The organism is Streptacidiphilus jiangxiensis, assembly GCF_900109465.1.
In the GTDB taxonomy this organism is placed as follows: Bacteria; Actinomycetota; Actinomycetes; order Streptomycetales; family Streptomycetaceae; genus Streptacidiphilus; species Streptacidiphilus jiangxiensis.
In genome coordinates, this window is record NZ_FOAZ01000009.1 from 174,756 (window position 1) to 188,280 (window position 13,525).

At 74.0% G+C, this 13,525-nt stretch carries 12 protein-coding genes; 5 read left to right on the forward strand and 7 right to left on the reverse strand.

Features of this window, described 5'->3' with window-relative positions:
* Nucleotides 1–70 precede the first annotated feature (70 nt).
* The 6 genes from BMY61_RS19030 to BMY61_RS19055 form a co-directional block, all read right to left on the reverse strand.
* Nucleotides 71–1,039: a hypothetical protein gene (locus BMY61_RS19030; RefSeq protein ID WP_042445430.1), complete on the reverse strand. Its 969-nt coding sequence runs from the start codon at nt 1,037–1,039 to the stop codon at nt 71–73.
* Complete coding sequence (locus BMY61_RS19035; protein WP_042445433.1) at nt 1,036–1,719, reverse strand: cytochrome b N-terminal domain-containing protein; 684 nt, start codon at nt 1,717–1,719, stop codon at nt 1,036–1,038. The genes BMY61_RS19030 and BMY61_RS19035 overlap by 4 nt, the downstream gene beginning before the upstream one ends.
* Complete coding sequence (locus BMY61_RS19040; RefSeq protein ID WP_042445434.1) at nt 1,716–1,904, reverse strand: hypothetical protein; 189 nt, start codon at nt 1,902–1,904, stop codon at nt 1,716–1,718. Before BMY61_RS19040 ends, BMY61_RS19035 begins: the two co-directional genes overlap by 4 nt.
* Nucleotides 1,905–1,939: 35 nt before the next feature.
* Nucleotides 1,940–2,809: a universal stress protein gene (locus BMY61_RS19045; RefSeq protein WP_042445437.1), complete on the reverse strand. Its 870-nt coding sequence runs from the start codon at nt 2,807–2,809 to the stop codon at nt 1,940–1,942.
* A 38-nt stretch (nt 2,810–2,847) separates the two neighbouring features.
* Entirely contained in the window at nt 2,848–5,598 is a 2,751-nt protein-coding gene (locus BMY61_RS19050) for a bifunctional acetate--CoA ligase family protein/GNAT family N-acetyltransferase (protein WP_042445440.1), read from the reverse strand.
* Nucleotides 5,599–5,710: 112 nt separating this feature from the next.
* Complete coding sequence (locus BMY61_RS19055) at nt 5,711–6,691, reverse strand: Acg family FMN-binding oxidoreductase (protein ID WP_042445443.1); 981 nt, start codon at nt 6,689–6,691, stop codon at nt 5,711–5,713.
* Between the two features lie 404 nt (nt 6,692–7,095).
* On the opposite strand from BMY61_RS19055, the gene BMY61_RS19060 reads away from it, so the two are divergent.
* The gene (locus BMY61_RS19060; protein WP_174514484.1) at nt 7,096–7,545 is read left to right on the forward strand and encodes a DUF6325 family protein; all 450 of its coding nucleotides are present in this window, start codon (nt 7,096–7,098) and stop codon (nt 7,543–7,545) included.
* Between the two features lie 24 nt (nt 7,546–7,569).
* On the forward strand, nt 7,570–7,902 hold the full coding sequence (locus BMY61_RS19065; protein WP_042445446.1) for an SHOCT domain-containing protein: 333 nt from the start codon (nt 7,570–7,572) through the stop codon (nt 7,900–7,902).
* A 118-nt stretch (nt 7,903–8,020) separates the two neighbouring features.
* Here the strand turns inward: BMY61_RS19065 and BMY61_RS19070 are convergent, their stop codons facing one another.
* On the reverse strand, nt 8,021–10,399 hold the full coding sequence (locus BMY61_RS19070; protein WP_042445449.1) for a phosphoketolase family protein: 2,379 nt from the start codon (nt 10,397–10,399) through the stop codon (nt 8,021–8,023).
* A gap of 233 nt (nt 10,400–10,632) precedes the next feature.
* Here BMY61_RS19070 and BMY61_RS19075 point away from each other — a divergent pair, with 233 nt between their 5' ends.
* From BMY61_RS19075 to BMY61_RS19085, 3 genes are all read left to right on the forward strand, one after another.
* The gene (locus BMY61_RS19075; RefSeq protein ID WP_042445451.1) at nt 10,633–11,247 is read left to right on the forward strand and encodes an Rv1733c family protein; all 615 of its coding nucleotides are present in this window, start codon (nt 10,633–10,635) and stop codon (nt 11,245–11,247) included.
* Between the two features lie 120 nt (nt 11,248–11,367).
* Nucleotides 11,368–12,807, forward strand: a complete 1,440-nt coding sequence (locus tag BMY61_RS19080) for an MBL fold metallo-hydrolase RNA specificity domain-containing protein (RefSeq protein ID WP_042445453.1) — start codon at nt 11,368–11,370, stop codon at nt 12,805–12,807.
* Between the two features lie 133 nt (nt 12,808–12,940).
* Nucleotides 12,941–13,459 carry a CBS domain-containing protein gene (locus BMY61_RS19085; RefSeq protein WP_052438550.1) on the forward strand — a complete coding sequence of 173 codons (519 nt, stop codon included), beginning with the start codon at nt 12,941–12,943 and terminating at the stop codon, nt 13,457–13,459.
* Nucleotides 13,460–13,525: the final 66 nt, after the last annotated feature.

Sequence of the window (13,525 nt, forward strand, 5' to 3'; positions counted from 1 at the left end):
TTGATTCTGAAGGGCTCATGCCAGCCCGACAACCGATTTGCGTGGTGTCGAGCGGGCAGGCCGGACCGCGTCAGGTCCTTGCTGTGCCGGGGTTGGGTGTCGGGTGGTCGCGGTACCAGTCGCGCCAGATGAGCTTGTAGACGCGGGTCAGGCGCGGGATGTCGCGCAGGCCGGGGATGAACGGCAGGAGCAGGAGCAGGGCGCTGAGCAGGGCCATGGTGCCCCAGACCAGGGCGTCGGCGTTGGTCGAGCTCTTGTAGGGCTGGACCTGGTACCAGAACGTGTACAGCCACAGCCAGGCCTGGCCCGGGTAGTTGCCGGTCTCGTTCATCATGCCCCACTGGTCGCCGCCCAGGTGCTGGGTCCGGGCCTGGTCCTGGAGGTAGGAGCCGTCGGCGAGGAAGAGCAGGGCGCGGGTGTAGTCGGTCTGGAAGTAGTGCCCCTCGGCCAGGAGTTGGGCGTCCAGCGTGCCGGACTGACCGAGCTGCAGCAGCCGGGCGGTGAGGACCGGGACGGGGCCGTAGTCACCTGCGGCGACCTTGGCGGGATCGCCGTTCGGCGCCTTGCCGAGCGCGTCGGAGTAGGCGCCGGTCCACTTCGTCTGCTGGTCCGCGGAGGCGGCGTTCCACCGGGCCAGGGCGGCGGTGACGGCGGCCGGCTCCGGGGTCTGCCGCAGTGGCTGGAGCACGAAGTCGTTGGCGGTGTCGATGGGGTGCTTGACGCCCGCCCACGTTTGCAGCGGGAGCGGGCCGAGCTTCTGGCCGTCGGCGGCGGTGTTGTACGGCGGCCCGTACTGCGCGGTGGCGCTGGTGCCGCCGAGCTCGGTCACCGCCGTGGCGGTGAAGTCCGCCGGGTCGGCCTGCGACCAGGTGGCGACGGTGACGGGCTTCTCGTCGGGGGAGGAGAACACGGCCGCGAGGCCGAAGGTGAGCAGGGTGACCGCGATGACGGCGATCACGGCCTCCTTGACCAGGTCGTAGGGCCGGGTCGGGAAGGCGTGGCTGTCCGGGGTCTGCTCGCGGGTGCGTCCGCGCTTCACGGCCGGTCCTCCTTCTCGCTCGTGTTCTCGTCCTCGGGCGGGACGGCGCCGATCGGCGGGACGATGCCGCGCCGGCGGACCAGCACCAGGTGCCAGACCGTCAGCACACCGATCGCTGCGGGCAGCAGCACGATGTGCCACATGAGCATCTGGCCGAAGTCCATGACGTTGAAGTACGCGCCGATGCCGACGGAGTTGAGGCCGTCCTTGGCCTGGGTGGAGATCCACTGCGAGTCGAGGTTCTGCTGGGCCAGGTAGCCGGTGAAGGCCGTGCCGATCGAGGCAAGGAAGGCGACCACACCGGTCATCCAGGTCATCGCGCGCTTGCCGCGCCACGCGGCCATGAAGAACTTGCCCCACAGGTGGATCACCATGAAGGCGAGGAACAGCTCGACGCTCCACAGGTGCATGCTGTTGACGTAGTGGCCGAGCGAGGACAGGTGCCACCACTGCGGGCCCTTCAGCGCCAGCACGCAGCCGGTGCCGATCACGACGGCGAGCGCGGCGACGGTGAGCACGCCGAACAGGTAGATCCACGAGGACATGTAGGCGGGCTGGCTGTCCGGGAGCAGCCGGTCCGGTGGGAGCTCACGCAGTGCCCGGCGGCGCAGCGCGCCGGTCCAGTTGTGCGTGTCCAGGTGCTCGGCGAGGTGCTCAGTGGGGTGCTCGGTGGCGCTCATCTGCGGCCTCGCTTCCGGGGGAAGGGCAGCAGGATCGCCGCGACGAACGCGATCAGCATCAGGCCGATGACCACCAGGTTGGCCACGGATATCTGGATCACGCCCCAGTGCAGGTAGTGGCCGGGGCCGTTCAGGTCGATGGGCGCGGCGAGCAGCCGCGCCGGGAGGGGCGGGAGGGTGAGCATGGGATCACCTCGTCGAGGACCGGAGGGCGGGGGCGTCAGGCGTGCGGGACGATCGCGACGGCGCTGTGGCCGTAGTGGATCGCCGCATGGGCGGCGGGGCCGATCGCGGAGACGGCGCGGTGCCGGCGCCGGCCGAGGACGAGCAGCGCGGCGTGTTCGGCCTCGTCGACCAGGACGTGCGCGGCGCTGCCGGTGCGCACGTCGAAGTGCAGCTTGACGTCGGGGTACTTCTCCGCGAGCGGCTCGACCAGCGTGCGCAGCTTCTCGGTCACGTCCGCGCGCACGGCCGTGCGCTCGGCCTCGCCGGGCGGGATCGGGCCGAGGGCCCACCAGAACGACGGCAGCCACGCGTGCACGATGCGCAGCGCCGTCCGGCGTCGCTCGGCCTCGGCCAGTGCGAACTCGACGACGGGGGCGGTGTCCTGGCCTACCTCGTCCTGGCCTACCTCGAGGCCGAGGACGACACCGTGGCGCGGCAGGCGCGGGTCGGCGTGGTCGCGGACCAGCACCACGGGGTGCTCGGCGCGGGCCGCCACGGACAGGGCCGTCGAGCCGAGCAGTAGGCCGGCGAAGCCGCCGGTGCCGCGCGAGCCGAGGACGAGGGTGTTGCCGCGTTCGGCCGCGTGCAGCAGCTGGGTCGGCGCCTCACCCCCCAGCAGCTCGTAGTCGACCTGGAGGCCGAGGTGCCGGGTGCGCAGGTCCTCGACGGTGCGGGTGAGCAGGTCGACGGCCTCGTTCTGGAGTTGCACGTAGGCGTCGGGCACGGGCGTGCCCTCGCGGTGCGGCCAGTGGGCCAGGACGAGGCGCAGCGGGGCTCCGGTCATCGTGGCCTCGGTCGCGGCCCATTCGGCGGCGGCCAGGCTGGGCTTGGAGCCGTCGAAGCCGACGATCAGGGGGAGTGCCATGGCAACGGTCCTTTCCGTGGGAGAGCGGTGGGCGGGGGTCAGGCGGGCTCGCCGGGGGCGTCGGGAAGGCGGCGCAGACGGCGCAGGTAGGGGTCGGGGGTGCGACGTGGTTCGAGGCGGATCCGGGCGTCGACGCAGACGGCTCCGTCAGGGCCGCAGATCAGTGGGTTGAGGTCGGCCTCGGCGAGCTGCGGGAGGTCGGCGGCTATCCGGCCGAGGCGGGCCAGCAGGTCCGCCAGGCGCTCCAGGTCGACACCCGGGTTGCCGCGGTAGCCGAACAGCAGCGGCGTGGTGCGCAGCGAGGTGATCATCGCGTCGGTGTCGGCGTCGGTGAGGGGCGCGAGTCGGGCGGTGCGGTCGTCGAGCAGGTCGGCGGTGGTGCCGCCCGCGCCGAAGACGACCAGCGGGCCGAAGACCGGGTCCTGGACGACGCCCGCCAGCAGCTCCATGCCGGCCGGCTGGCGGGCCTGGACGAGCACGCCGTCCAGACGCTCGCCGAAGCGCGCGACGAAGTCCGCATACACGGCGCGGACCCGGTCCGGCTCGGCGGCGGTGATCCGCACGGCGCCGAGGTCGCTCTTGTGGACCTGGCCGGGCCAGTGGGCCTTCAGGACGACCTCGCCACCGACGCCGGTTCGGGCGAGCACGGCGGCGGCTTGGACGACCGCCTCCTCGCCGTCGCACCAGATCGCGTCCGCCATCGGCAGGCCGTAGCAGGCCAGCAGTCGGGCGACGAGGGGCGGTTCGAGCCAGCCGCCGTCCGGGTGCTGGGAGAGGTGGCGCTCCACCAGGGCGGCGGCGTCCGTCGGGCGGCAGCCGGGCGTCTCCCGCTCGGTCGAGAGCGGCTGGGCGAGCCAGCGCGAGCGGCGCAGCGCCTGCGCCAAGGCGCGGGCGGCCGACTGCGCGTCGGCGTAGGCGGGAATCCGGGCGCCGTCGGCGCAGGTGAGGAGGCGGACCGGTTCGCGCTGGTCCAGCAGCACGACGGCGACGGGACGGGTCCGGCGGCCGGACTCGGCCAGCAGGGGCGCCAGCGCCTCCTCGGCGCTCTGCCCGGCGCCGAGTGCCGTCGGTGCCAGACAGAGCAGCACGGCCTCGACCGCGCCGCTCTCGGCGAGCGCGTCCACGGCGGCGACCAGGGTCTCGGCCGGCACGGCGGCGGTCGCGTCGACGGGGTTGGCCGTGGCGGCTCCCTCGGGGAGCAGCTCCCCGAGCCGCAGGGCCAGCGGGGCGGGCAGCTCGGGGACGGTCAGGCCGTGGTCGGTGCAGGCGTCGGCGGCGAGGACACCGATGCCGCCCGCGTTGGAGACCACCGCGACGGTTCCGGTCACCCCGGGCAGCGGCTGGGAGTCCATCAGGGCCGCGGTCTCCACGAGTTCGGCGACGGAGCGGGTCGCGGTGATACCGGCCTGGGTGAACAGCGCCTGCCGGGTGACGGTCGGGGTGGCGGCTGCGGCGGTGTGCGAGGCGGCGCCCCGTCGGCCCGCCACCGAGCGGCCCGCGTCGACGGTGAGGATCGGCATGCTGTGGGCGACCCGACGCGCGGTGCGGGAGAAGGCGCGCGGGCTGCCGAAGGACTCCAGGTGCAGCAGGGCGAGCCTGGTCCGGCCGTCCTGCTCCCACCACTGGAGCAGGTCGTTGCCGCTCACGTCGTACTTGTCGCCGAGTGAGACGAAGTCGGACACGCCGATTCCCAGCGCGTCGAGGTGCTCCATCAGTGCGATCCCGACGCCGCCGGACTGGACGGCGACCCCCGCGCCGCCCGGCTTGGGCGCCGCGCGCCCGAACTCGGCGTCGAGGCTGGTGCCGGGGTCGGTGACGGCCAGGCCCAGGCAGTTGGGGCCGACCAGGCGCATGCTGTGGCGGCGGCAGGCGCGCAGCAGGCGGGTGGACTGGGTGCGGGACAGGCCGGCGGTGAGCACCACCAGGGCCCGCACGCCCCGCCCGCCGCACTCCTCGGCCACCGTGGCGACCTGGTTGGCGGGAACGGCGAGGACGGCGAGGTCGGGGGTGCCGGGGAGGGCGTCGAGGGAGGGGAAGCAGAGCAGCCCCTCGATCTGCCCGGCGTGCGGGTTGACCGGCCAGAGCGAGCCGGTGAAGCCGCCGTCGCGGATCTTCAGCAGCAGGCTGTGCCCGACCGTGCCGGGCCGGCGCGAGACGCCGACGACGGCGACGGAGCGCGGCCGCAGCAGCGGCCGCAGGCTGGCGACGTCGGCTCGGCTGCCGCGCGACTCGACGGCGTCGAGATAGGGCGCGGCCGTCTCGTCGAGGACGGCCTCGATGCGCACCTGGGCGTCGGCCCAGTGGCGGTCGGTGGCCAGGCCCAGGTCGGTGAAGACCTTGTGCATGGCGTGGTTGTCGGCGAGCGCGTCGGCGACCAGGACCGTGACGCCCTGGGCCCGGGCGGCGTGCACCAGGTGTTCGATCAGCAGCGTCGCCACGCCACGGTGGTGCCAGTCGTCCGCGACGGCGACGGCGAGCTCGGCCCGGCCGGGGTTGTCGGTCTCGGCCTCGCACTCCACCACGCCCACCAGCCGCCCGCCGTCCGGACCGAACGCGCCGAGCGCGACGAACCCCGGCCGGGGCCCGGCGCACAGCCGGTCGGCCGTCAGTTCCGGGGCGCGGCGGCTGTAGCCGAAGAAGCGCAGCCGCTGGTTCTCCGGCGACATCCGACGGGCGTGCAGGTCGGTGACCGCGTCGTGGTCGCCCCGGGCGAGCGGGCGGATCGTGACGACGGTGCCGTCGGCGAGCAACGCCTCGGCGCTGCGCGGGAGTTCGTGTGACGTGACCATCGTGCGCCGCCTAGGGGTGAGAGCCGGTTGGTGCCCGGGGACGACAGCACTCTGCTCCGTCGCGAGCGCCGTCCTGGAGGGCCGTTCGGCCCCGGGGCGGGGCCGTTCGGGCTCAGTACAGGGAGCCGGCCGCCGTCGCCCGCGGCGTCGGCGGTCCGTCGGGTCCGTAGCCGAGGCGGACGATCATCTGGACGTGCTCGGGTCCGCTGCGCGGGTCGCGCAGCATCCAGCGCAGGTCCGGCCATTCGATCGCCTGGTGCAGCATCGACGCCCGGACCTGGTCCCGGGTGGCCAGCAGCAGCACGTGCTGCAGCGCGAGGCCGGTACGCAGCCAGTCGGCGCAGCGGTCGTGCGGGGTGGAGAGGACGGCCAGTTGCGGGTAGCGCTCGAAGGGCTGAGCGGGCAGCTGCGTCGGCGGCCTCAGGCCGGAGAAGTCCCGCATCGGCAGGTGCCCGGTCGCGTCCTGCGGACCGAGGGCCTCGGGCGGGATGCCGAAGCCGGCCTCGGCACGCGGCCGGATCCACGCGCGGCTCTCGTCGCGGCGGGCCTGGTCCGTCATGGTGCGGACCTCGGCCTCGCGCGTGAGCGCGAGCAGGCGCCGGGCCTCGTCGACGTCGGGCAGGTGGAGCACGGTGCCTTCGGCGAGCGCCGCGTCGACGAGCTCGGCGCGCAGGGCCGGGGGGATCGGCTGCGGGGAGAACGGTTGACGGCTGGTGTGGCGGCGCCAGATCTGGTCGTAGAGCTCGGGCGCGCGGGTGGTCCCGGCCGTGGGGGAGCGGCCGGCCAGGCGGACGGAGGCGAGCAGTTGGGGCTCGTGCGGGTCCGGCAGCAGCCGAAGGACGGGCTCCCAACCGCGGTGCGCGACGGCCAGCCGCAGGTTGAACGCGGCGGCGCCGACGGAGACGTGCAGCCCGCGCCCCTCGGGGTCCTCGGCCCGCAGCTCGCGGTCGAGGGCGGCCCGGATCTCCACGGTGTGGGTCCGCGGCTCCAGGCGGAACCGCCACGGCTGGGTGTTGTGCATGGACGGCGCGGCGACGGCGGCGGAGACGAGCTCCTCCAGGACGGCGGCGTCGAGGGCGGCGGCGGTGGTCATGACGCGCTCCAGCGGCTGAGGAGGCGGCGGGACCACCGCCTTTCTCCGAGCCTGCGCGCCCCGGCGCACCCGGCGGAGGGCCGCCCGGGGTCTCGCGCGCGGCCGAACGGCCCTACCTCGGTGGAACCACGGCGGCTCGGGGACCGTCGCCGCGACGGTCGGCCCGCGGTCCCGGCGCGGGGCCCCGCCCGGCCCTTCTGGCGGGGGTGACGGCGGGGGGAGAGACTGGGGAGTGAGCCCGTCCCCCGCACAGGAGGGACGCTCGTCGAGCCTGACCGCCGACCGGCGTCGGGCCCGAACTCGTCGGAAGGGATGCACGGTCCTTCGGAGGCCGACATGAACCACCCCTGGCTGGACGAGGTGCCGGCCGCCCGAGCGGGCGGTCGCACCACGAAGGAGTCCCCATGAGCGAAACCGAAAGCCTGGAAGAGCTGGGGCCGATCGACTACATCGTGGTCGAGTTCCCCGGAAGCCACATGACCGGTGAGGGGATGCCGCTCCTCGCCGACCTCGTGGACCGCGGCATCATCCGCATCCTCGACCTGGCCTTCTTCCGCAAGGACGAGGACGGCACCGTCACCGGAATCGAGATCGCCCAGTTGGACCCGGACGGCTCCCTCGGCCTCGCGGTCTTCGAGGGCAGCACCTCCGGTCTGCTGGGCGACGACGACCTCCAGGAGGCGGCCGCCGCCCTGGAGCCGGGCAACTCCGCCGGTCTGCTCGTCTACGAGAACCGCTGGGCCGGGCCGTTCGCGGCCGCGCTCCGCCGTGGCGGCGCGCAGTTGGTGGCGAGCGGCCGGATCCCGGTGCAGGCGATCCTCGCCTCCATCGAGGCCGAGTCCGAGGCAGCGTGAGCAGCAGCGCTTAGGAGAGAAGCCATGCCAGGTCTCATCCGTGGGGTCGCCCGTACCGCGGTCGTCGCGGGGACCGCGACCGCCGTGTCCAACCGGGTGTCCCGTCGGCAGGCGGGCCGCTGGGCCAGCCAGGGCGAGCCCGCCCCCGCCTACATGCAGCAGGCCCCGCCGCCACAGCAGCCCGCGCCGGCCTACGCACCGCCGCCGCCCCCGCCCCCGCCGGCTCCGGCAGCGGCACCGGCCGACACGATGGATAACAAGATCACGCAGCTCCAGCAGCTCGGCGAGCTGAAGGAACAGGGCGTGCTCACCCAGGCCGAGTTCGAGGCACAGAAGGCCCGCGTCCTCGCGTCCTGAGGTCCTCACGTCCTGAGGTCCTCACGTCCTGAGACAGCGCGGCTGTCACCGGCCCGGATGACGGTCGGCGGCGGTCGCGCTGCGCGGTCGGGCCGGTGGTGCGGCCTTGCGAGGGCGGTCACCCCGTCCAGGACCAGCCTGCGACCTCCGGGAGGTCCGTGCCGTGAGCCCGGATCCAGGCGGCGTGGCGGGTGCGGGCGTCCGCCATGCGCTGACGCACCGAGGCCGCTCGGGCGGCGAGGCCCGGAACGCGGTCGACGACGTCCATGACGAGCCGGTAGCGGTCCAGGTCGTTGCGGACGACCATGTCGAACGGCGTGGTCGTCGTCCCCGACTCCTTGTAGCCGCGCACGTGCAGCTGCGCGTGGACGGCGCGCCGGTAGGCGAGGCGGTGGATCAGCCAGGGGTAGCCGTGGTAGCCGAAGATCACCGGCTTGTCGCGGGTGAAGACCGCGTCGAACTCGGCGTCCGTGAGCCCGTGCGGGTGCTCCCCGGCGGGCATCAGCCGGGCCAGGTCGACGACGTTCACCACGCGCACGGCCAGCTCCGGCAGCTCGTGGCGCAGCAACTGCGCGGCGGCCAGCACCTCCTGGGTCGGCACGTCGCCCGCGCAGGCCAGCACCACGTCCGGCTCGCGGTCACCGCGCTCGGTGCCCGCCCACTCCCAGATGCCGAGCCCCCGTGCGCAGTGGGCGCGGGCCTCGTCCAGGCTCAGCCAGTCGAAGCACGGCTGCTTGCCCGCCACCACGACGTTGACGTAGTCGCAGCTGCTCAGGACGTGCTCCGCCACGCTCAGCAGCGTGTTGGCGTCCGGCGGGAAGTAGACCCGCACGGCCTCCGGGCTCTTGTTCAGGACGTGGTCGACGAAGCCGGGGTCCTGGTGCGAGAAGCCGTTGTGGTCCTGGCGCCACACGTGCGAGGTGAGCAGGTAGTTGAGCGACGCGATCGGCGCCCGCCACGGGATGGCGCGGGTGGTGCGAAGCCACTTGATGTGCTGGTTGACCATGGAGTCGACGATGTGGACGAACGCCTCGTAGCAGGAGAACAGGCCGTGGCGGCCGGTCAGCAGGTAGCCCTCCAACCAGCCCTGGCACAGGTGCTCGGAGAGCACCTCCATCACCCGTCCGTCGTGGGCCAGGTGCTCGTCCACCGGCAGGACCTCCGCCTGCCAGGCCTTGCCGGTCGCGTCGTAGACGGCCTGGAGCCGGTTGGACGCGGTCTCGTCCGGGCCGACCAGCCGGAAGTCGCGGCGCTGGGCGGTGTCCGCCATGACCTGGGCCAGGTACTCGCCCAGCACGCGGGTCGGCTCGTGCAGCGTCGTGCCGGGCTTGTCGACGGGGACGGCGAACCTCTCCAGCGCGCGCAGCGGCAGGTCGCGCCGGAGCAGGCCGCCGTTGGCGTGCGGGTTGGCACCCAGACGGCGATCCCCGACGGGGATCCGGGCGAGGACGGCCGGCCGCGGCCGGCCCTCGGCGTCGAACAGCTCCTCCGGGCGGTAGGAGCGCAGCCACGCCTCCAACTGCCGCAGGTGCTCGGGGTTCTCCCGGACCTGGTCCAGCGGCACCTGGTGGGCGCGCCACGTCCCCTCGACCGGCACCCCGTCCACCACCGCCGGGCCGGTCCAGCCCTTGGGCGTGCGCAGGACGATCATCGGCCAGCGGGGTCGCTCGGTCGAGCCGTCGACGCGGGCGGCGCGCTGCGCTTCGGCGATCGCGTCCAGCGCCTGGTCGAGGGCCGCGGCCATCGCGCGGTGCACGGTGGCGGGGTCGTCGCCGGTGACGTGGATCGGGGTGTGACCGTAGCCGCGCAGCAGCGCGTCGAGTTCGGCCTCGGGCAGGCGGGACAGGACGGTCGGGTTGGCGATCTTGTAGCCGTTCAGGTGCAGGATCGGCAGCACCGCGCCGTCGTGGACCGGATCGAGGAACTTGTCGGAGTGCCAGGACGCGGCCAGTGGCCCGGTCTCCGCCTCGCCGTCGCCGACGACGCAGGCCACGACCAGGCCCGGGTTGTCGAACGCGGCGCCGTAGGCGTGGGCGAGCGCGTAGCCGAGCTCGCCGCCCTCGTGGATCGAACCCGGCGTCTCCGGTGCGACGTGGGACGGGACCCCGCCGGGAAAGGAGAACTGCCGGAACAGCCGCGCCATCCCCGCCCCGTCCCGGGTGACGCTCGGGTAGTGCTCGGTGTAGCTGCCGTCCAGCCAGGAGCAGGCCAGCACGGCCGGCCCGCCGTGCCCGGGGCCCCACACGCACAGCGCGTCCAGGTCACGGTCGCGGATCACCCGGTTCAGGTGGGTGTGCACCAGGTTGAGGCCGGGGGAGGTGCCCCAGTGGCCGAGGAGCCTGGGCTTGATGTGCTCGGGGCGCAACGGCTCGCGCAGCAGCGGGTTGTCCATCAGGTAGATCTGTCCGACGGCCAGGTAGTTCGCGGCGCGCCAGTGGGCGTCGAGGTCGGCCAGGTCGTCCTCGGTCAGTGCGCCAGTGGTCAGCGATGCGCTCATGGATCGGTTCCCCTCCGGGCGTGCGGGCGTGCGGGCGACGGCGTCGTCCCGTCCACCGTCCACGCTGACGGCCGGGCGTGCCGGTCGGACAGGGCCGACCGGCCCACAGTCCCGGACAGGCAGGGCCGTTCGGCGGCGGGACCGGGCCCGCCCGGTCCTGCCGGGCGCGGCCTAGGAGCGGAAGTCTGAATTCCGCGAGGAACCCACGAGGAACCCACGAGGAGGCGAGACCCGTGGCAACGCCCGCAGCCGCACCCCGTCCGTCCGTCCCCGCCCCGAGGCGCTCCCGTCTCGCCCTGGCCCGGGCCCGCCACCGCAGCCTGCTGCGGCGCCGGACCGACCGCCGGCGATCGGCGGTGGTGGAGCTCCAGGTGCTGGCGTGCCTCGCGGCAGCCGCGCTCTGCGCGCTGCTCGGGCTGTCGGTCTACCAGCACGGTCAGGCCCACTCCCTGCAGCAGGCCCGGCAGCTGCGTCCGGTGCAGGCCAGGCTCGTCGGCGCACCCTACGCGTCCGGCGTCGGCGGCTACCTGGCACAGGTCAGCTGGACGGCTCCCGGCGGCAAGGCCCGGCAGGGCGTCGCGGCCGTACCCGCCGCGGACCAGGTCGGCGACCGGACCCCGATCTGGCTCGACGCGAGCGGTGACCCGGCGGCCGCGCCCGCCTCATCGCAGGACAACGCGGGCACCGCCGTGCTGACCGGCCTGCTGACCCTCGTCTGTGCCTGGAGCGTTGTCGTCGCTGCCGGAGCCGTCGCCCGCACCCGCCTGGACCGCTCGGACGAGCGCGCCTGGGCGAGCGAGTGGCAGGTCTACGAGCCGCTGTGGACGCGCGGCGCAGGTGACAGGTGAGCAGGGCCGTTCGGCCCCGCAGCAGGGACGCCCCGGCCCAAGCCGGGCCGTTCGTCTGCGCGGAGAATGGGAACACCGACCCCTGACGCGGCCACTTCGGCCCCGGAAGCAGGTGATCCCATGAGCGGCGCACTTCCCGACGCCTCGGTCGCCCCCACCCCGACACCCCGGCCGGGGCTGCTGACCTTCCTCGGCGGCGTCGGCACCGTCACGGGCAGCAAGTACCTGGTGGAGACCGACCACGCCCGGGCGCTCGTCGACTGCGGGCTCTTCCAGGGCCAGGCCGAACTGCGGCGCCGCAACTGGCGTCCGCTGCCGCTGGACCCGCGCGACGTCGAGGCCGTGGTGGTCACCCACGCCCACCTCGACCATACCGGCTACCTGCCCCGCCTGGTCCGCGACGGCTTCCACGGCACCGTCTACTGCACCCCCGACACGGCCCGCCTGGCCGAGCTGGTCCTGCGCGACAGCGCCCACCTGATGGAGGAGGAGGCGCTGCACGCCAACCGCGGGGGCTGGTCCAAGCACCGCCCCGCCGAGCCCCTCTACACCCAGAAGGACGCCGAGCAGGTGCTCGCCCGGATCCGCACCGTCGAGATCGGCGCCGACACCGAGATCGCGCCGGGCACCGTGCTGCGCCTGCACCACGGCGGGCACATCCTGGGTTCCAGTTGGGCCCACCTGACCCTGGAGGACGGCGGCACCATCGCCTTCAGCGGGGACCTCGGCCGCCAGGTCCACCCGCTGCTGCTGCCACCCGAGCCGTTCTCCGGCGCCGACGTGCTGCTGGTCGAGTCGACCTACGGCAACCGCCACCACGACGACGCGATCTCCCGGGACGTCTTCGCCGCCGCCCTCACCCGCACCCTCGCCCGCGGCGGCAACGTGCTGATCCCCTCCTTCGCGGTCGACCGTACCGAGGTCGTGCTGCACGAACTGGCCGAGCTGCGCCGCACCGGCGTGCTGCCGGCCCATGTCCCCGTCTATGTGGACAGCCCGATGGCGCTGCGCGCGCTGAAGATCTACCAGGACGCCTTCGACCGGCGCTCGCCGCAGCTGCGGCCCGAACTGCTCGACGACCCGCAACGCGCGCTCGACCCCGAGCCGTTCACCGCCGCGCGCACCCCCGAGGAGTCGGCCGCCATCCAGCACAGCCCCGTTCCGGGCATCATCGTCTCCGCCTCCGGCATGGCCACCGGCGGGCGCGTCGTCCACCACCTGCGCCGCATGCTGCCGGACCCGCGCAACACCGTCCTGGTCGTCGGCTTCGCCGCGCGGGGCACCCGCGCCCGCGACCTGGTCGAGGGCGCCCGCACGCTGAAGATGTTCGGCACCTACGTGCCCGTGCGTGCGGAGGTCGTGGACGTGCCGGGCTTCTCCGCGCACGCCGACGCCGACGAGGTGCTCGCCTGGATGCGCGGCACCGTCGAGCCGCCGCACGCCGTCTTCGTCGTCCACGGCGAGCCCGAGGGATCCGAGCGGCTGCGTGACCGGATCCACGGCGAGCTCGGCTGGAACGCCGTGGTGCCGCGCTCCGGCGAGCGGGTGCTGATCCGCTGAACGGGCGCGACGACGCCACGGATCGGGGCCGGTCGGCCCAGCGGGACGGACCTCGCGGCCCACGCCCCGGCGACCGACCCCGGCGCACCGTGGAAGCAGGAACCCGCTTCGGATCCGGAAGGAGGAACAGGCCATGACCGGCACCGTGAACCGGACCGCTGCCCGTGAGGGCACGACGCCACCCCGCACGTCCGTCCCCAGGCACCGCCTGGTCGGTGAGCTGATGACGCGCCAGGTCTACGCGATCGAGCCCGACGCCGACTTCAGGGCCGCCCTCGCGGCGCTGCGCGAGACCGGCCACCAGGACCTGCCGGTCGTCGACGGGCAGGGCCGCGCCATGGGCATCGTCTGCGCGCCCGACCTGCTCGCCAAGCTCGCCGCGACCGCGCTGCCGCAGCCGTCCGTCTTCGAGACCCGCCGCACCCGCGACATCCGCCGCCGCGCCGCCGCCGTCACCGTCGCCGAGCTGATGACCACCCCGGTCCGCAGCGTCACCGCGCAGGACACCGCCGCCGAGGCGGCGCTGCTGGCGCTGCGTCATCGGATCCACCAGCTGCCCGTCGTCGACGAACACCACCGCCTGGTCGGCGTGGTGACGGTGAACGACCTGCTCGACGCCCTGCGCCGCACCGACGCGGAGATCGAGGCCTAGGTTCGCATCGTCGCGCTCGGCTACGAGTTCGGCGTCAAGGGCGCGACGCTCCACATCACCTGCGAA